This is a genomic window from Paramagnetospirillum magnetotacticum MS-1, assembly GCF_000829825.1.
Lineage (GTDB): Bacteria > Pseudomonadota > Alphaproteobacteria > Rhodospirillales > Magnetospirillaceae > Phaeospirillum > Phaeospirillum magnetotacticum.
Genome location: NZ_JXSL01000020.1, coordinates 1 through 18,913 on the forward strand (window position 1 = coordinate 1; position 18,913 = coordinate 18,913).

The following is an 18,913-nucleotide window of genomic DNA, read 5'->3' on the forward strand; positions in this document are numbered from 1 at the left end:
AGCCCTTCGCGGTTGAAGTCGTCGAGCACGTTGAGCAGCCTGAAGGCCCTCCCGTCCTCCAGCCGGTCAGCCATGAAATCCATGGACCACACCTGGTTGGGGACATCGGGCACCGTCAGTTCCTCGGGCTTGTCGCGCTTGAGCCGCTTGCGGGGTTTGATGCGCAGGTTCAATTCCAACTCCCGATAGATCCGGTAGACCCGCTTGTGGTTCCAGCCATGGCCCCGGACGTTGCGCAGGTACAAGAAGCACAGCCCGAAGCCCCACGTCCTGCGGGACGTTGTCAGTCCGACCAACAGATCGGCGATCTCCTCGTTCTCGGGGCGGAGCTTGGGACTGTAGCGATAGCACGTCTCGCTCAGCCCGAAGGTCCGGCATGCCAAAGCAATGCTGATGCCCCGTCGCGCCACCGCTGTCTCGGCCATCTCCCGGCGCTGGGATGGCCGGCTCATTTTTTTCCCAGGGCCTCACGCAGCAGCTCGTTTTGCAGGCTGAGCTCGGCGAACATCTTCTTCAGCCGCCGGTTCTCATCCTCAAGGCCCTTCATCTCCGAGATCATGGACGCGTCCATGCCTCCGTACTTGGCCCGCCATTTGTAAAAGGTCGCGCTGCTCATCTGGTGCTCGCGGCACAGGTTCAGCACCGGAATGCCGTCCTCCGCCTGGCGCAGGATCGCCATGATCTGGGCATCCGTAAATCGGCTCTTCTTCATTCGAATCTCCTCGTTCCGTGAACCGAGAAAATTCTACGTTCCGATCCCTCTATTTCCAGGGGGGATTACCCGGCTACAGATGCGGACCGGGTCTCTTCCTAGGCTCCAGGCATCGTTTCGAGCAACGGAGACCCCAGATGGAAAAGATGAATATCTTCATGGACACCCATGACCGCGCCGACGGAACCTTTCCCGCGGGCCTGACGGCGGAGCAATTCGCTGGCTTCTTTGCCGGGTATCAGGAGGCCTGCCTGGCCGAAGGCGTGGTCTTGCTGAAGGTGGATGTGGGGCTGGACGCCGGTCGAGCCTTCTGCCTCACCATGGCCCGCGATGCCGAGGCGGTGCGCCGCGCCCATGACCGGGTCGGCCTGCCCTATGCCAGTATCACCGAGGTTCAGGTGGCCACGCCCGGCAGCGTGTTCTTCAGGGCCGGGGCCGCCTGAGGATCAGGGGGCGGAATCCGCATTGGCCTTGGCCGCGGCCCGCATGAACTCGGCCAGCATGCGGGTTCCGTCCTCGCCCAGGCGGGTGGTCAGGACTTCGGCGACCTTGTCCTGGGTGGCCGCCTTGAAGGCCTGCCTTGCCTCGACGGTGAGGGGCTGAACGGTAAGACGCCGCGAAAGACCGTCGCTGCCCCGTTCCGAATGATCCAACTGCCCGGTCAGATCGCGCCCGGCAGCCACCGCGCGTCGCGCCGCGTCGCGCACGGCTTGCTGTTCGGCGGGCGACAGCTTCTCGAAGGCGGCGCGGTTGTAGATCCACACATAGGGGGAATACAGGTGACTGGTCAGGGTGGCATAGCTCTGAACATGGTGATAGCGCCGACCCAACACCACGGAGGGCGGATTCATCTGTCCATCGATGACGCCCATTTCCAGGGCCTGGAACTCCTCGCGCGAGGAGACCTTGACCGGTTGGGCGCCCAATGCCCTGATCATGGCATCCAAGGCCTCGTAGCCGGGGATGGTGCGAATCTTCAAGCCGACCATGTCGGCGGGCTCGCGGATGGGACGGCGGGAATTGGTCAGCACATGCATGCCCCCGGCATCGGCGAAGCCCAGCACCACCAGACCGGTCCGCGCTTCGATATCGGCGGCCAGCATCCGGCCGAACTCGCCGTCATACAGGGCGTAGGCCGCCTGGGGCCTGTCCAGGGCAAAGGGCATTCCCGTCACCGCCGCCAGCGGATAAAGCGGCGCCAGCCCGCCCACCGTCACCAGGGCCGAGTGAAGCACGCCCTTGGCCACCAGTCCGGCCATGTCGCGGTTTCCGCCCAACTGGCCGTCGGGAAAGATGGCGGCCTTCAGGGTCCCGCCGCTCAACTCGTCCAGACTGCGGCGGAACTGGGAGGCCGCCGCCGCCGCCGGGTCGACGGACGAATCCTGGGGCTGGCCATGGGCCAGATGGATGCTTGTCTGAGCCAATCCCGGCGGGGCGGCGAAAAGTGCCAGGAGGAGGAGGGCGGCAAGGATGCGGTGGAACATGGCCTATTTCTCGGCGAACTGAAGGGCGAATTCGGCGTGGTCGGGATCGGCGGCATTGGCCTTGGCGCGAGCCTGCAGCAAGTGCCCGGCCTTGTCCCCGGAATAGCGGGCGACATAGTCGCCGAAACGCGCCGCCGCCCCCGCCCAGTCGCCGTCCACATAGGCGGAGAAGGCGTCCCGCCAGTTCTCCACCCGTGCCACGTCCTCGGGATTTGCCGCGTGGGGCTCGCCCTCAAGGGCGCCGACCAGTTCGAACAGCAAGATGGGAATGCTGGTGCCCGACGCGACAACCGGCCCAAGGGGACGCAGGACGAAGCGGTCGCGGATGACGTCCTCGACCTCGCCGGTGACCAGCATCTCGGTGCCGAAATGCTTGTTCAGCGATTCCACGCGCGAGGCCAAATTCACCGCCGCGCCCAGGGCGGTGTACTGCATGCGGTCGCGGCAGCCCACATTGCCAGCCACCGCCATTCCCGTATGCAGCCCGTAGCGGGTGGGCATGGGCGGATAATTGTTGGCGATCAGCTCTTCGTTAAGCCCCGCCGTGGCGGCGCGGCAGGCCAGCATGGCGCGGCAGGCATGGACCACGTGGTCGGGGTCGTGCTGAGGCGCGTTCCACAGCGCCATGACCGCGTCGCCGATGAACTTGTCCACGGTGCCGTTATGGGCGGCGATGGCGCCCGACATGCCTTCCAGATAGACCGACAGGTGGTGGAGCACATCCTCGGGCGCCATGGATTCGCTGGTGCGGGTAAAGCCTGCGATGTCGGTGAACAAGATGGTCAGTTCCCGCCGTTCGCCGCCGATTTCCGTGCCGATGCCCGATTCGATGATGCCCCGTAGGATGCTCTTGGGCACATAGGCCCCGAAGCTGCGCAGGGCGGTCTTCATGGTGGCCAATCCCGCCGATAGGCTCTGGACCTCCACCACCGGGCTTCGCACGCTGATGTCGTGGTCCAGTTCCAGATTGCGGATGCGGTCGGTCTCTTCGGTCAGAGCCCGGATGGGCTGGGTCAGCAGGCGTGACGCCCAGACCACGGCAACGCTGGACAGCAGCAGGAAGATGGCGCCGATCACCAGAATCATGCCGCTGGCGCGGCGCAGGGGACCGACGAAATCGGCCTCGGCGGCAATGACGCCGATGGTCCAGTCCTTGCCGAAGCTTTCGGGAAAGCGCGAGAAGGCCGCGAAATATTCATTGCCGTCGGGCCCCAAGGCGGCGCGGAAGCGGTCTCCGGCACCGGCGGCGCGCATCTTGACCGCGCCCGACAGGACCGGGTCGGAAAAATCCTCGGCCTTGGCGATCTCCACATGGCTGCCGTCCTGGATCAGGACGCGCTGGGGATCGGGATGGCCCAGCAGGCGCTGTTCCTCGTCCAGGATGAAGACCTGACCATTCTCGCCGATCTTATGGTCGGCCAGAACCTTGGACAGGGTTTCGATGGACAGATCGGCGCCGAACACCGCGATGACCTGACCGTCATCGGTGGCCAATTGGCGCGACAGGGTCAGTCCCGGGCGTCCGATACTGCTGAAGACGTGAAGGCTGGAGGTGGCGATTTCACTGGTCTTGAGGGCGGCCAGATACCAGGGCCGGTCGCGGGGGTCGTAGGTGGCCTTGTCGGCGCGTTCTAGCCCCACCACCTCGCCCCAATGGGTGATGTAGATCCAACTGTCCACCCGCTCGCCATCCACCGTGTCGATGACGCGCAGGGCGTATTTGGCGCCTTGCGGGGGATTGCGGCCCTTGAGCGTGGTGCCGGAGCCGGGAGGCGGCACGCGGATCACCTCGTAAAAGGCGCCGTCGCGGGCAAAGCCGAAGAACAGGGCGTAGATGTCGGGGAATTTGTCCAAGATCTCGACCAGCGGGCGCAGTCCCTCCACCCGGCGGACGGAATCGCCCTCGGCCTTGGCGAAGGCCACCGACAGATCGGCCACCCTTCCCATGGGCCCCAGCAGCGAAGCCACTCCGGAGACCACGTCTGCCGTGGCGCTGTCCATGGCGTGTTCCGCCAACTGGATGGCCAGCCGGGAGTTCTGGTTATAGAGGATGGTCGTCATCAGCGCCGTCAGCGGCAGCATGACGCTGAGGAACATGACGGTAATGCCGACCCGCAGACGAATGCGGAATCCTTCCGGTTGCAACGCAGTCTCCCCCGATCCTGTTGCCGCGAAGCTAAAGTTATAGTGCCTTTTGCTGCGGTGCATACAGGTGGTTTGTAATCGATTTAGACGATTTCGCCCCGTTCGGCCTTGTCCTGCGCCTCGGTCAGCGCCTTTCCCAGGTCTTCATCCCTGGGCCCCTCCCAGCGGTCGAGGCTGACCAGATCGGCCAGGGGCAGGCGTTTGCGCCAGCCTTTTGTTTCCAGTTCGGGCTGGGCGAAAAAGTGGCTGACCCGTCCCAGGCAGAGATAGGCCACCGGCACCACATGGTCGGGCAGGCCCAGAATCTCTTTCAACGCGGGCTCGGAGATGATGGAGACCCATCCCAGGCCCAGGCCTTCGGCGCGGGCGGCCAGCCACAGATTCTCCACGGCGCAGACGGTGGAGTAGAGATCCATGGTGGGAATATGGGTGCGCCCCAGGACCACGGGTCCCGCCCGGTCGCGGTCGCAGGTGACGCAGATATTGATGGGCGATTCCAGGATGCCTTCCAGCTTCAAGGAGCGATAGGTGGATTGGGCCTCGCCTTCGAACATCCGGGCGGCCTCGTCATTGGCCTTGGCGAAGGCGTTCTTGATGCGCTCCCTGACCTCGGGCGAGCGCACCAGGATGAAGCTCCAAGGCTGCATGAAGCCCACCGAGGGGGCGTGGTGGGCGGCTACCAGAATGCGGGCCAGCACCTCGTCGGGAATGGGATCGGGCAGGAACTGGCCGCGCACGTCACGCCGCGACAGCAGCACCCGGTAAAGGCCCAGACGATCCGCCTCGCTCAGTGAGTCGTCGCCCTGGATGGCGGCGGCCTGATCTGTCATTCTTCGCTCCCTTTTCTCGCCCCAGCCGGGGCGGGGGTCACTTTAGCGCCAGGATCTTGCATGACCAAGGCCAGGATCTTTCATGACCAAGGATTGTGATCTCTGGGTATTCGGTTACGGCTCGCTGATGTGGCGGCCGGGATTCGACGCAGATGAAGTCTGCCGGGCCGTGCTTGACGGCTGGCATCGCGACTTCTGCGTCTATTCCCGCCACTGGCGCGGCACGCCCGAACGGCCCGGCCTGGTCCTGGGCCTGGACGAAGGCGGTTCGTGCCGGGGGTTGGCCTTTCGGGTTTGCGCCCGGCGGGCGGGGGATGTGATCGAATACCTCAACGAACGCGAATTGGTCGGCTATGCCTATGTGGCACGCTTTCTTCCCATCCGATGTGACGATGGTCGCGTGGTCGAGGCCTATACCTTCGTGGCCGATACCGGGCACCACCATTACGCCGGACAACTGCCGCTGGAACGGGCGGCGGCCATCATCATGGATGCCGAAGGCCAGGGCGGGCTGAACCGCGACTATCTGATCAACACCATCCGCCAGCTGGAAAGCGACGGTCTGGCCGAGGCCGAACTGCATGCCCTGCTGGTGGAGGTGGAGCGCCAGACCGGCATCATCGAGGCGGGCGCGGGCATTTGAATTAAGAATGTTGCAACGCAACATTCAAGACTCCGTCATCAGGATGAGCCCCCTTCCATGACATGTTTCCGGCATGGAGATTTTCCAGGCAGGAGTTCGGGTCATGAAGTATCGCTGGGACGAATTCAATCAGCTGCGCGATATCCTCGAGGCCGAGATCAACGGCCATCACTTCGACCGTCAGCAGGCTCGGAACCTGGCCCTGACCGTGGCCTCGCGTCACCCCGGCTGCGCCCAGACCATGCATCGCATCGCCGAGCGCATGGAGGATGGGGCGCGGCACTGAACCGTCTAACGCATGGGCCGTTCAAGGTGCAGGACGAAGCGGGACAGGGCTTCGAACGCCCCATTGCCCCAGCGGGCCTTGGCGCGGGCGGGATCGGCATGGGCCAGGGTGCCGAGATCCTGGTAAAGGGCGCGCATCAGGGTGGCGAAGGCGCTTTCGCTTAATTGCCAATGCTCGTCCCTGGCGCCTGCGCGGGCCGGGGTCAGGTGGGAATTGACCAGATTCAGGAACCAGACCCGGCGCTTTCTGAAATCGGTGAAGGTCTGGGCCACCACCATCAGGACATCGTCGATCAGCCGCCCCGACTCGGAATCGGCGTGGATGGCCTCCCAGTCGTGACCTCCGCCGCTGGCCGGATGGCGCTCGACGATGGCGGCGGAGCGCTGGCGGCATTCTTCGAACAAGGTGGGGCCGATCATCTTGTCCACGGCCATGTGGAAGCCGGGGATCATGCGGCGCGACAGGATTCCCTCGCCGCCATCGTCGCCACTGCGCGGCGGAAAGAGATGGGCGAAGCGGCGGATCAGAATCCGCTCGAAAGGCTGATCGCGCGACGCTTCCCATTGCAGGGAGGCGCGGCTTCTTGTGCAGTCATCCCAGGCCCGCCGGTAATAGGCCTTGAAGCGGGGCTGTTCCGCCTCGACGAAGCGCTGGGCCAGGGCACGGATCTGGGCGGCGGTCAGGCTGCCGCCCGCCTTGGCCGCCTCCACCTCCAGCCGGGTGGCGAAATGGCCGATCATGGTGGTGCCGACGCCCTGGCAGCATCGGGGCTCGGTCTCGGCCTGTGTCTCGTCGTGTGGCGGTCGTCGGGCGGACATGGGGCAAGCATAGCGCGCCCCAACCCGACAGTGAACCGACTCTCGCTCTCGACCGGGCAAGGTGATCAAATGGGCCCCTGTCCCGTGGAGGTGTCCCCATCATGTTCGACCGGCTGAAATCCATGACCCGCGTGGTCAACGTTTTCGAGGCCGAATACTACCGGCCAGCGCCGGAGGACTGGCTGGCGGTGGCGACCGATGTGCAAGGCTCGACAGTGGCGGTCGAGGCGGGAAAGCAAAAAACGGTCAACTTTATCGGAGCCTCGGCCATCGCGGCTCTGCGCAATCTCTGCGCCCCCATGGACCTGCCGTTTCAGTTCGGCGGAGATGGGGCCATGGCCTTGGTTCCCCCCCAATATGCCGAAAGGGCCAGGGTCGAACTGGCCCGCGCCCGCGGCTTCGCCCGGCGGGAATTCGGCATATCACTGCGGGTGGGCGCCGTGCCGGTGGCGGCGGTGGCCAAGGCGGGCGGCACCATTCTGGTGGGGCGCTACGAGCCCTCGCCCGGCAATCCCTTTGGCATGTTCTCAGGCGGAGGCATGGGCTTGCTGGAAGAGGCGGTCAAGGAGCGCGGCGATCCCGATCTGGCGGCGCTGTCGCTGATCCCCGAGGCATTGGACGATGGTGCGTTTCCCGACCTGACCGGGTTGTCCTGCCGTTGGGAACCGCTGGGCACCCAGCGTGGGGCGGTCATCGCCCTGCTGGTGGTCGGCGACAAGGACCATTGCCGTCTCTATCGGGATCTGTGCCGCCTGTCCGACAGCGAAGCTGAGGGGCTCAAGATCGCCTCGCACGAGAATCTCAATCCCGGCTGGCCGGGCGAGTCCACGATGATCGAGGCCCGCCTGGGACGGGGGCGGGGATGGGGCGGGGTCTGGCGGCGCTGGCTGGATGTGGCGGCCCAGACCCTTCTGGTCAAGATTCTGTGCAAGCTGGGCGTTTCCATGGGGGGCTTCGACCCTCGGCGCTACCACGGGGAGGTGATTACCAATACCGCCTTCGTCAAGCATGACGATACCCTGGCGGTGGTCTTCGACTGCCCCTCCGAGCGGGTCGAAGGGCTGCGGGCCTATCTGGACGAGCGCGAGGCAAGGGGTGAATTGCGCTACGGCTTGCAGGTTTCCGACGTGGCTCTGATGGTCTGTCTGGTGGGGAACCTGGCCGAGGGGCGCCATGTTCACTTCATGGATGGCGGCGACGGCGGTTACACCATGGCGGCAAAACGGCTGAAGGCGGCGGCAGCGGTGCGTTGACAGGGCCAAATCGCCTCCCTAGTGTGCCTAGATATTGTTCACAAAGGGCCGAAACGCCAAATGTCAGACATGCTTGCCATCGCCCTTGCCCAGATCAATCCCGTGGTCGGCGACATCGTCGGAAACATGGGCCTCATCCGTGCCGCCCGTGCCGAGGCCAAGGCTCTGGGTGCCGATCTGGTGGTGTTCGGTGAACTGACGCTGTGCGGCTATCCGCCAGAGGATCTGGTGCTGAAGGGTGCTTTCCTCGATGCCTGCGAGGCGGCGGTGAACGAACTGGCGGCCGAGACCGCGGACGGCCCGGCCCTGCTGGTGGGCGCGCCCTGGCGGGTCAAGGACAAGCTGCACAACGCCGCCCTGCTGCTCGATCACGGCCGCATCGCCGCCACGCGGCTGAAGCATCATCTGCCCAATTACGGCGTGTTCGATGAGGTTCGCGTGTTCCAGCCCGGTCCATTGCCGGGGCCTGTGTCGTTTCGCGGCGTGCGCCTGGGCGTGCTGATCTGCGAGGATATGTGGTACGCCGACGTGGCCGAGACACTGGGCGAAAGCGGCGCCGAGATCCTGGTGGTGCCCAACGGTTCGCCCTTCGAGATGGACAAGCCCACCAAGCGTCTCGATCACGCCCGCGCGCGGGTGGAGGAGACCGGCCTGCCGCTGGTTTACGTCAATCAGGTGGGCGGCCAGGATGAACTGGTATTCGACGGCGCCTCCTTCGTGCTGGGCGGCGACGCGAAGATCGCCGCTTCCATCGCGCCCTGGCAAAGCCAGGTGGTTCTCACCACCTGGACGCGCGAATCCGACGGCTGGCGCTGCGAGGGGCCCAAGGCGCCGCCCGCATCCCGGCTGGAGGGTGTCTATCAGGCTCTGGTCACCGGTTTGCGCGACTATGTGGGCAAGAACCGCTTTCCCGGCGTGGTGCTGGGCCTGTCGGGCGGCATCGACAGCGCCATCTGCGCCGCCATCGCCGCCGATGCGTTGGGCCCAGACAAGGTGTGGTGCGTGATGATGCCCTCGCCCTACACCTCGGAGGAAAGCCTGGAGGATGCCGCCCTGTGCGCCCAAATGCTGGGGGTGCGGCTCGACACCGTCAATATCGGCCCGGCCATGGCGGCCTTTGGTTCCATGCTGGCGCCGATCTTCGAGGGCCGGGACTCCGATATCACCGAGGAAAACCTGCAATCGCGCTCGCGCGGGCTGACCCTGATGGGCCTGTCCAACAAATTCGGCCCCATGGTGCTGTCCACCGGCAATAAGAGCGAGATGAGCTGCGGCTATGCCACCCTCTATGGCGACATGTGCGGCGGCTATGCGGTCTTGAAGGATGTCTACAAGACCACGGTCTTCGCCCTGTCCTCCTGGCGCAATGGCCACCGTCCGCCGGGCTGCCTGGGCCCTGTGGGCGCGGTCATGCCCGAGCGTGTCATCACCAAGCCGCCCTCGGCGGAATTGAAGCCCGATCAGAAGGACCAGGACACCCTGCCGCCCTATGACGAGCTGGATGCCATGCTCGAAGCCATGATCGAGGAGGAAAAGAGCGTTTCCGAGATCGTCGCCAAGGGGTTCGAGGAGGCGGTGGTGCGCCGCGTCTGGCGCATGCTGGACCGCGCCGAATACAAGCGCCGTCAGGCCCCGCCCGGCGTCAAGATCTCGTCGCGTTCGTTCGGTAAGGACCGGCGCTATCCCATCACCAATGCGTTCACGGCGCTGATATGACAGGTCATGTTCATGACATGACGCCCTGGCGTCACGCCCACCAGTATTTCAGCGGTAACGAAGAGGCTGCGGAAAAACGGACCCTGATCGTCGTCGCCCTGACCGTGCTGATGATGGTGGCCGAGATCATGGCCGGGACCATGTTCAATTCCATGGCCCTGCTGGCCGATGGCTGGCATATGTCCACCCATGCGGGCGCGCTGGGCATCGCCGCATTTGCCTATGGTTTTGCCCGGCGCCATGCGCAAAACGGCCGTTTCACTTTTGGCACCGGCAAGGTGGGCGTGCTGGGCGGTTTCACCAGCGCCATCATTCTCGGCATGGTGGCGCTGATCATGGTGTGGGAATCGGTGTCGCGCCTGAGAGAGGTCCAGACCATCGGCTTCGACGAAGCCCTGTGGGTGGCGGTGATCGGCCTGGTGGTCAATCTGGTCAGCGCCCTGATCCTGGGCGGTCACGGCCACGATCACGGCCATCATCACGAGCATGAGCATGGGCATGACCACGATCATCACCAGGACCACAATCTGCGCGCCGCCTATATCCATGTGGTGGCCGACGCGGTGACCTCGGTCCTGGCCATCGCCGCCTTGCTGTTTGGCAAATATCTCGGCTGGTGGTGGATGGACCCCATGATGGGGCTGGTGGGGGCGGCGGTGATCGCCAAGTGGTCCTGGGGGCTGATGGCCGAGACCGGGGCCATGCTGCTGGACCACAACGGTGATGCGGAGCTGGAGGAAGAGGTCCGCGCCGCCATCGAGGGCGATGCCGACAACCGGCTGGCCGATCTTCATCTGTGGCGGATCGGAACCGGCCATTGGGCGGCCATCGTCTCGTTGGTCACCGACCTGCCGCGACCGCCGGATCATTACAAGCTTCTGCTGGCCTCGGTGCACGAACTCAGCCATATCACAGTGGAAATTCTGCCCTGCATTGGCGGGGTGACTGAGGCTCACACTTCATCAATGGATTGACATGACCTTTCCCGTCGTTCGCTTTGCACCCAGCCCCACCGGCCTGCTGCATGTGGGCAATGCCCGCGTGGCCTTGCTCAACCGGCTGTTCGCCAAGGCCAATGGCGGCGTCTTCATCCTGCGCCTGGACGACACGGATATCGAGCGCTCACGCCCCGAATTCGCCGAGGCCATTTTGGACGATCTGCGCTGGCTGGGCCTGGACTGGGACCGGTTGGAGCGCCAGTCGGCCCGGCTGGACCGCTATGAGGCCGCCGCCCTTCGCCTCAAGGCTTCGGGGCGGCTTTACCCCTGCTACGAGACGCCGGACGAGTTGGACCTGCGCCGCAAGGTGCAGTTGGGGCGCGGCCTGCCCCCCGTCTACGACCGCGCGGCACTGAAACTTACCGCCGATGACGTGGCCCACTTCGAGGCCGAGGGGCGCAAGCCCCACTGGCGCTTCAAACTGGACCTGGATGATGTGCGCTGGGACGATTGCGTGCGCGGCCCCAGCCATTACCACGGCGCCAATCTGTCCGACCCGGTGCTGATCAGAGGCGACGGCTCCTTCCTCTACACCCTGCCCAGCGTGGTCGACGATATCGAATTCGGCGTGACCCACATCATCCGGGGCGAGGACCATGTCACCAATTCCGCGCCGCAGATCCAGTTGTTCCAGGCCTTGGGCGCCGTGCCGCCCGCTTTCGCCCATCTGCCGCTGCTGACGGGGGCGACGGGCGAGGGGCTGTCCAAGCGCTTGGGGAGCGGGTCGCTTAAGGATCTGCGCGCCACCGGCATTCATCCCATGGCGCTCAATTCCCTGCTGGCCAAGCTGGGCAGTTCCGACGCCATCGACATCCGCCACACTTTGGCCGAACTGGAATCCGAGTTCTCCTGGGACAAGTTCGGGCGCGGCACGCCGAAATTCGATTCGGCCGAGCTGGAGCGCCTGGACGCGAAGCTGATGCATACCGCCTCCTTCGCCGAGGTGAAGGATCGCTTGGGCATTAACGGTGCCGACGAGGAGTTCTGGCTGGCGGTAAGGGGCAACCTCGCCCATCTGGCCGAGGCCGAAGCGTGGTGGGCCATCTGCCGCCAGATTCTGGCCCCGGTGATCGAGGATGCAGACTTCACCAAGGCCGCCGCCGCCTTGCTGCCGCCCGAACCCTGGGACCACGCCACCTGGGGCGCCTGGACCGACGCGGTGAAGCAGGTCACCGGCCGCAAGGGCAAGATGCTGTTCCATCCCTTGCGTCTGGCTTTGACGGGGCGCGAGAATGGACCCGAGTTGAAGACTCTGCTACCTCTCATCGGTCATGATCGGGCGAGGGCGCGGTTGATGGGCGAGACGGCCTAGGGGCAGGTCTCATCGAGACCTGGATAGGCCCAAGGGGCCGCGCGCCTTATGGCGCGGAAGCCAAGCGGACGGAGGTCCGCGCCTGGCGCTTGAGGGCATGGGTTTAAGGAGAGTGTTCTGTGCCGCTGGTTCTTTACAATACCCTGACCCGGACCAAGGATGTGTTCGAGCCGCTGGTTCCCGGCCATGTGGGCATGTATGTCTGCGGCCCCACCGTCTATGACCGCGCCCATATCGGCAATGCGCGGCCGGTGATCGTTTTCGATGTGCTCTATCGCCTCTTGAAGACGCTCTATCCGTCGGTGCGCTATGTGCGCAACGTCACCGACGTGGACGACAAGATCAACGCCAAGGCCAAGGCGACGGGCGAGCCCATCTCGGTCATCACCGAGCGCACCACCGCCCTGTTCCACGAGGATATCGGCGCCCTGAACTGCCTGATGCCCGATGTGGAGCCGCGCGCCACCGCCCATATCGGCCAGATGATCGCCATGATCGAGAGGCTGATCGAAAAGGGCTTCGCCTATGCCGCCGAGGGCCATGTGCTGTTCGCGGTGGGCGCCATGGCCGATTACGGCGCACTGTCGCGGCGGTCCTCCGACGAGATGATCGCTGGCGCCCGCGTCGAGGTGGCGCCCTACAAGAAGGACCCCGGCGACTTCGTGCTGTGGAAGCCGTCCTCGGACGATCTGCCGGGCTGGGATTCGCCTTGGGGGCGCGGGCGTCCCGGTTGGCATATCGAATGCTCGGCCATGAGCCTGCAGCATCTGGGCGAGACTTTTGACATTCACGGCGGCGGTCAGGATCTGGTCTTCCCCCACCATGAAAACGAGATCGCGCAGAGCACCTGCGCCAACGGCAAGCCCTTCGCCCGCTTCTGGCTGCATAACGGCTGGCTGATGGTGGAAGGCGAGAAGATGTCCAAGTCGCTGGGCAACTTCTTCACCGTGCGCGACCTTCTCGGCCAGGCTCCCGGCGAAGCCATCCGGCTGGCCATGCTCGCCACTCACTACCATCAGCCCTTCGACTGGACGTCCGACGGGTTGAAACAGGCCAAGGCGACGCTGGACCGCCTCTATACCGCCTTGCGCGGAGCCGCCGATGTGGATGCCAGCGGCTATGAAGCCGAAGTGCCACTGGAGATGCTGGCGGCGCTGAAGGACGACCTTAACACGCCGCTGGCCATCAGCCATCTGCACGAACTGGCTGGCGCGCTGAACAAGGCCACCGGTCTGGAGGACAAGGCGCGCCGCAAGGGCGCCCTGCTGGCTTCGGGCCATCTGCTCGGCCTGCTGTATCAGGACCCCGAGGCGTGGTTCAAGGGAACCGGCGCGGCGGACGGCCCCGCGGATGCCGAAATCGAGGCGGCCATCATCGCCCGTACCGAGGCCCGCAAGGCCAAGAACTTCGCCGAGGCCGACCGCATCCGCCAGGATCTGGCCGCCAAGGGCGTGGTCCTGGAAGACGGGGCTGGCGGCACCACCTGGAAGCGGGGCTGAACTTCATGGCCAGGGTGCCGCTCAGGGGCAAAAAGCTGGCATATCACGCGCTCACCTTCGTGTTGGTGGTGCTTCTGCTCATGATGCCTGCCCTGTGGAACGGCTATCCGCTGATCTATTTCGACAGCGAGGATTACGTCGAGATGGCGTTTTCCTACCAGCCGATCATCTGGCGGATCATGACCTACGGCATGTTCTGCTCCATCGCCCGCTTCTTCGGGACGCTGTGGGCCATGCCCCTGGTGCATGCCATCCTCACCACCTGGATTTTGCACGAGGCGGTGATGGGCTTCATCGGCCGCTGGCGTCATATGGTGTTCTTAGGGGTCGGGCTGGCGCTGGCCCTGTTCACCGGCCTGCCCTGGGTGTCGTCGCAGGTCCTGGCCGACGTCTTCGCCGGAGTTGCCATTCTGGGCATCGCCACCCTGGCCTTCGGCGAGGGGTTGCAGCCCTGGCGCCGCTTCGCCGTGGTGGTGATCACCGCCATTTCCATCTGCGTCCATATGAGCCATGTGGCGGTGGCCGCCGGTCTGCTGCTGGTTCTGGCGGTGGTGTGGCTGGGCTCGCGCTTCATGCTGCGCATGCCCCGGCCGCGCCTGTTGGCGCCGGTTCTGGCCATCGTGACGGGCATCCTGCTGGTGCCGGTGACCCACTATTTCGTCATGGGCCGTTTCGTCTTTTCCGAATCGGGCCAAGTGCTGCAACTGGCCCTATTGGTTCAGAACGGCATGGCCAAGAAATATCTCGACGAGGTCTGCCCCAAGGGCGCCGATCTGGAGATGTGCGAGCATAAGGACGAACTGCCCCACACCGCCGATGAATTCCTGTGGGGCGATTCCCCCTTCGACGAAATGGGCGGATGGAAGGCCCTGCATGACGAGGCGGGCCAGATCGTCTCGGGGGCCATCCGGCTGTTTCCCGCCGATATGCTGAACGCGGCCGCCGCCAATACCTGGGAGCAGTTGAACTCCATCGAAAGCGGCGAGGATCTGGTGCCCATGACCTGGCACTTCGTGCGCACCCAGCTGCGGCGCTATCCCGACGAGTTCAAGCAGTTCCGCTTCGCCCGCCAGCAGCGGCGCCCAGCCATCGACTTCTTCACCCTCAATTCCTTCCAGATTCCCATCAACTGGGGGGCCGAGCTTCTGACTCCCATTCTGCTGGTGGTGGCCTGGCGGCGCCGTGACCGCACCACCACCGGGTTGGCCATCATCGTGGTGGCGGCCATCATCGGCAATGCCATCGTCTGCGGCGCGCTGTCCAATCCCCATGACCGCTATCAGAACCGGGTGGTCTGGCTGGCCCTGTTCACCGCCATGGTCGGCGCGGTGCGCCTCGACCAGCGCTTTGCCGGGCAGCGCCGGATTTCCATCCGGGCCGAGAACGAGGCCTTGGCGGAAGAGGCGGCCCAGAAGGGCGACAATCCCTAACCCAGTTCCAGCACCATCTCCACCACGTCGGGATCCTCGTCCGACGGGTGCTTGGCGAAGCCCGCCTTGGCGGCCAGGCGGATCATGGCGTCATTCTCGATCATGATCTGGGCGTAGATGGCCCTGGTCTTGCGCGCCCTCTGATAGCGGACGATCTTGTCCATCAGCATGCTGCCCAGCCCGGTGCCCTTCATGTCGGACCGCACCAGAACCGCCAGTTCGGCCCGCTGGTTGTCGGGATCGGTGACGGTGCGCACCACGCCCAGGGTCTCAGGGACACCGTCCTTGGTTGTCCGGGTGGCGATGAAGGCCATTTCGCGCTCGTAATCGATCTGGGTGAGCCGCGCCATCTGGTGATGATGGATCTGGCGCACCTGGCCGAAGAAGCGCAGCCGCAGATCCTGGGGTGTCATGCGGCTCATCATCTCGGAATGGGCGACGGTGTCCTCGGGCCGGATGGGGCGAAGGCTGACGGGCGAACCGTCGTGCAGCTTCGCGGTTTCCTCCAACTCGGCGGGGTAGGGCAGGATGGAGAAGTGGCGGGTGTCGGTGTCCTCCCACGGGGCCACCCGGATACGGGCATCCACCGCCAGGGCGCCCGCCTCATCTGCGAAAAGCGGATTGATGTCGCAGGCGACGATCTCGGGATTGTCGGCCAGCATGCGCGACACCCGGACCAGAACCTCGGCCACCGCATCCTCGTCCACGGCGGGGCGCCGCCCATGGGCCTGGAGCAGGCGCGATACCCTGGTCCGCCCGATCATGCCGCGCGCCAGGGGCAGGTTGACGGGGGGCAGGCCCACGGTGTGGTCGCGGATGACTTCGACGGCGCGCCCGCCCTCGCCAAAGACCAGGACGGGGCCGAAAAGGGCGTCGCAAGCCACGCCGACGATCAACTGGCGGGCATTGGGGCGGAAGGCCATGCGCTGGATGGTGAAGCCGTCGACGCGGATATCGGGGCGGCTTTCCGCCACGCGGCGCAGGATGCCCTCGGCCGCCGAGCGCACGGCGGCCGCGTCTTCCAGGTTCAGCGCCACGCCGCCCACATCCCATTTGCGCGCCACATCGGGCGACGCAATGGTCAAGGCTACGGGATAGCCCACCGCGTCGGCGGCAGCCACGGCGCTGTTCACATCGGAGGCCAGGCGGGTGTCCTGAGTCTTGATGCCATAGGCCGAAAGCAGGGCCTTGGCGTCGGGCTCGGTGAGATTGCCGTCGCCATTGGCAAGGCCGCGCGCCACGATAAGCCGCGCCGTGCCCTTGGCTGCCGCGAAGCCGCCCAGTTGCGAGGGCGGCGTCTCCATCAGCATGTCCTGGTTGCGCTGATAGTTCACCAGATGGCGGAAAGCGCGCACGGCCCGGCCCGGCGTGTCGTAGGTGGGCAATGCCGCCTCGCCAAACAGCTTGCGGGCAGGTGCCGCGGCCTCCTCGCCCACCCATGAGGTCAGGATCGCGCCGCCATGGCGCTTTTGCACGTCAATCACCGCCTGGGCGGCTTCCAGCCCATCGGCCATGGCGTTGGGGGCGTGGATCACCAAGGTGGCGTCCACCTCCTCGGCCTCGATCAGGACGCGGGCCATGTCGGCATAGCGCTTGCCCGTGGCATCGACGCCCAGATCCACCGGATTGGCCGCCTTCCAGCCGCGCGGCATCAGGGCGGACAGCTTGCGCAGCGTCTCATCGGACAAGTCGGCCATCTGCCCGCCGCCAGGGCCGCCCATCTCGGCCAGGGCCATCATGGCGGTGCCGCCGCCATTGGACAGAACAGCGAGACGCTGCCCCTTCATGGGCTTGGCCCGCGCCAGGGTCTCAACGGCTCCGAACAACTCGTCGATATCGTTCACGCGCAGCGCGCCCGCCCGGCGGATGGCGGCGTCGAAGGCATCCTCGGGCCGGGCCAGGGATTCGGCCAGGAACTTGCCCATGGGATGATCGTCGGCCTGGGGCACGGCGCGGACCAGCAAGACGGGCTTGTTGCGGGCGGCGGCGCGGGCGGCGGGGATGAAGTTGCGCCGGGCGCCGATGGATTCGATGTAAAGCAGGATGGCCCGCGTCTGATCGTCATTGGCCAGATAATCCATGACATCGGCGAAGTCGATGTCATGGGCGTCGCCCAGGCTGATGAAGTGAGAGAACCCGATGCCGCGCGGCCGGGCCCAGTCCAGTACGGCGGTGGACAAGGCGCCCGATTGCGACACGAAGGCCACTTTGCCCGGAAGCGCGGGGACGTGGGAGAAGCTTGCGTCCAGGCGGATGCGCGGCACCAGAAGGCCCAGCGCTCCACCGCCCAGGATGCGCAAGCCCCAAGGCCGGGCGGCGGCCAGCATGGCATCCTTGTCCACATCGCCCGCGATGACCACGGCGGCCTTGGTTCCCCTTCGGCCCAGATCGTCCAGCATCTTCGGCACCGTCTCGCCTGGCGTGCACAGCACCGCCAGATCGGGCGTGAGCGGCATGGAGGCCACATCCCTATAGGCCAGTACTCCGGCCACGGCGCGATGGCTGGGATGGACTGGCATGATGGGGCCCTTGAACCCGGCGGCCAGCAGGTTGCGCATCACCACGGACCCCGCCGAGCGGGGCCGGTCCGAAGCGCCGATCACCGCCACCGAGGTGGGCTCGAACAAAAAGGAAAGGTTGTGAATGCTCATGGGATCGAGTTTCTGCCGCACTGCGCAAAAAGCAAGGACGAAGTGGGGCTTTTCACATCTCTTCCCGCTCGGCTCCGCATGGTCTATGGTGCGCCGCTTAAAGGGGTTCGCCGTCGTTTCGAAGGTTGTTTCCAGATGCTGAGAATGGCTGTTGCCGCATTCGCCCTTTCCCTCGTTTGCGCTGTGCCGGTTTTGGCCGCCGACGAAGGGCCCGCGCCCATGCCCCTGGTCCAGCCCGTCCCGCCGCCCAGTCAGGCTCCGGCCGAGGAAACGCCCGGCTTCCAGGCGGTGCGTCCGCTGCCCGGAGCCGAAGCTCCGGCCCCCGTCGCCCCTCCGGCTCCGGTCGTCGCCCCGGCTCCCATGCCGCCGCCCCTCGCCCCCGTCGCCCAGCCAGCGCCTGTCGCGCCTGCGCCCACCATGTCATCGCCCGAGTCCGGCCTGCCCGCCCTGCTGGTTCAAGGCGGCGCGGCGGCCCTGATGATCGCCATCGGCGCCCTGGTGGCCGGGTTGGTGGGCAATGCCACGGCCGGTGCCGCCCGCCGCCGCGAGGAAGCCATCCGCCGCAAATCCGCCGCCGCCACCCTGGTCATCGAACTGGAAGCCCGCATCCAGGCCTTCGAGGCGGTGCCGGTTCCGCCCAATGCCGATGCCGGAGTGTCCTTCGTCTCCGCCCTGGTCGCCCTGGCCGATCTGGATTACGGCTGGAAGGCGGCCCAAGGCGCGCTTTACCTGCTGCCCGAGCGGTTGGCCGGGCATCTGGCGGTGCATTACGCCGCCGTCCATCATGTGGCCAAGTTCATCAAGGGCCAGTCCTTCGCCGCCGGTCTGCGCATGCTCCAGGCCAACCGCATCGGCGGTCATCCCTGCCCCGATGCGGGCATCATGCGCGAAGCCCATGTGGAACTGGCCGCCGCCTTCCGCGGCCTCGACAAAATCGTCATGGGCCTGCGCTCGGTCTCCTGAGCCGGGCCCGCGTCGCTCTGTCGGACATGCCTTGTCATAAATAAGCAAAGCAGTACCGGAATACATAAATCCTGGTCGCCGGGCGGGCGCCGCTTGCGGCGCCGTGGTGTTCGCGCCTGAACATTGTCCGCTAAAAAGTGATGCTTTCCGGATTCATGTTGCGCCACCCTTGT

Annotated in this window: 15 protein-coding genes and 1 pseudogene; 10 read left to right on the forward strand and 6 right to left on the reverse strand. The window is 65.5% G+C overall.

Going from position 1 to position 18,913, the window contains the following annotated elements:
- Nucleotides 1–712, reverse strand: a pseudogene (locus tag CCC_RS21625) (transposase); the annotation flags it as partial.
- Nucleotides 713–849: 137 nt separating this feature from the next.
- On the opposite strand from CCC_RS21625, the gene CCC_RS02505 reads away from it, so the two are divergent.
- Nucleotides 850–1,155, forward strand: coding sequence for a DUF4242 domain-containing protein (locus CCC_RS02505; protein WP_009869655.1), 306 nt, complete (start codon nt 850–852; stop codon nt 1,153–1,155).
- Nucleotides 1,156–1,158: 3 nt separating this feature from the next.
- Here CCC_RS02505 and dctP read toward each other — a convergent pair whose 3' ends face one another.
- From dctP to bluB, 3 genes are all read right to left on the reverse strand, one after another.
- Nucleotides 1,159–2,196: a TRAP transporter substrate-binding protein DctP gene (gene dctP / locus CCC_RS02510; protein ID WP_009869656.1), complete on the reverse strand. Its 1,038-nt coding sequence runs from the start codon at nt 2,194–2,196 to the stop codon at nt 1,159–1,161.
- A 3-nt stretch (nt 2,197–2,199) separates the two neighbouring features.
- Nucleotides 2,200–4,341, reverse strand: coding sequence for a cache domain-containing protein (locus tag CCC_RS02515; RefSeq protein ID WP_041039656.1), 2,142 nt, complete (start codon nt 4,339–4,341; stop codon nt 2,200–2,202).
- An 83-nt stretch (nt 4,342–4,424) separates the two neighbouring features.
- Nucleotides 4,425–5,171 (reverse strand): 5,6-dimethylbenzimidazole synthase, encoded by a 747-nt coding sequence (gene bluB / locus CCC_RS02520; RefSeq protein ID WP_009869658.1) that lies wholly within the window; start codon nt 5,169–5,171, stop codon nt 4,425–4,427.
- An 82-nt stretch (nt 5,172–5,253) separates the two neighbouring features.
- Between bluB and CCC_RS02525 the strand changes: the two genes are divergently transcribed.
- A complete protein-coding gene (locus tag CCC_RS02525; protein WP_009869659.1) occupies nt 5,254–5,814 on the forward strand; it encodes a gamma-glutamylcyclotransferase in 561 nt (186 codons plus the stop codon).
- Between the two features lie 103 nt (nt 5,815–5,917).
- Complete coding sequence (locus CCC_RS02530; RefSeq protein WP_009869660.1) at nt 5,918–6,100, forward strand: hypothetical protein; 183 nt, start codon at nt 5,918–5,920, stop codon at nt 6,098–6,100.
- Nucleotides 6,101–6,105: 5 nt separating this feature from the next.
- On the opposite strand, the gene CCC_RS02535 is transcribed toward CCC_RS02530, so the two are convergent.
- The gene (locus tag CCC_RS02535; protein ID WP_009869661.1) at nt 6,106–6,918 is read right to left on the reverse strand and encodes a hypothetical protein; all 813 of its coding nucleotides are present in this window, start codon (nt 6,916–6,918) and stop codon (nt 6,106–6,108) included.
- 101 nt (nt 6,919–7,019) lie between these two features.
- Between CCC_RS02535 and CCC_RS02540 the strand changes: the two genes are divergently transcribed.
- The 6 genes from CCC_RS02540 to CCC_RS02565 all read left to right on the forward strand — a co-directional run bounded on the left by CCC_RS02540 (nt 7,020) and on the right by CCC_RS02565 (nt 15,126).
- Nucleotides 7,020–8,171 (forward strand): DUF3095 family protein, encoded by a 1,152-nt coding sequence (locus CCC_RS02540; protein ID WP_009869662.1) that lies wholly within the window; start codon nt 7,020–7,022, stop codon nt 8,169–8,171.
- Nucleotides 8,172–8,231: 60 nt separating this feature from the next.
- Nucleotides 8,232–9,887 (forward strand): NAD+ synthase, encoded by a 1,656-nt coding sequence (locus tag CCC_RS02545; RefSeq protein WP_041039660.1) that lies wholly within the window; start codon nt 8,232–8,234, stop codon nt 9,885–9,887.
- 17 nt (nt 9,888–9,904) lie between these two features.
- Entirely contained in the window at nt 9,905–10,861 is a 957-nt protein-coding gene (dmeF, locus tag CCC_RS02550; RefSeq protein WP_236686279.1) for a CDF family Co(II)/Ni(II) efflux transporter DmeF, read from the forward strand.
- 1 nt (nt 10,862) lies between these two features.
- Nucleotides 10,863–12,197 carry a glutamate--tRNA ligase gene (locus tag CCC_RS02555; RefSeq protein WP_009869665.1) on the forward strand — a complete coding sequence of 445 codons (1,335 nt, stop codon included), beginning with the start codon at nt 10,863–10,865 and terminating at the stop codon, nt 12,195–12,197.
- A gap of 119 nt (nt 12,198–12,316) precedes the next feature.
- Nucleotides 12,317–13,696 carry a cysteine--tRNA ligase gene (cysS, locus tag CCC_RS02560; protein WP_041039664.1) on the forward strand — a complete coding sequence of 460 codons (1,380 nt, stop codon included), beginning with the start codon at nt 12,317–12,319 and terminating at the stop codon, nt 13,694–13,696.
- A 5-nt stretch (nt 13,697–13,701) separates the two neighbouring features.
- Nucleotides 13,702–15,126: a hypothetical protein gene (locus CCC_RS02565; RefSeq protein ID WP_009869667.1), complete on the forward strand. Its 1,425-nt coding sequence runs from the start codon at nt 13,702–13,704 to the stop codon at nt 15,124–15,126.
- Here the strand turns inward: CCC_RS02565 and CCC_RS02570 are convergent.
- A complete protein-coding gene (locus CCC_RS02570; protein ID WP_041039667.1) occupies nt 15,123–17,777 on the reverse strand; it encodes a bifunctional acetate--CoA ligase family protein/GNAT family N-acetyltransferase in 2,655 nt (884 codons plus the stop codon). The two genes, CCC_RS02565 and CCC_RS02570, sit on opposite strands and share 4 nt — an antisense overlap.
- Before the next feature lie 144 nt (nt 17,778–17,921).
- Between CCC_RS02570 and CCC_RS02575 the strand changes: the two genes are divergently transcribed.
- A complete protein-coding gene (locus CCC_RS02575) occupies nt 17,922–18,740 on the forward strand; it encodes a hypothetical protein (RefSeq protein ID WP_236686280.1) in 819 nt (272 codons plus the stop codon).
- The last annotated feature ends 173 nt before the right edge of the window (nt 18,741–18,913 follow it).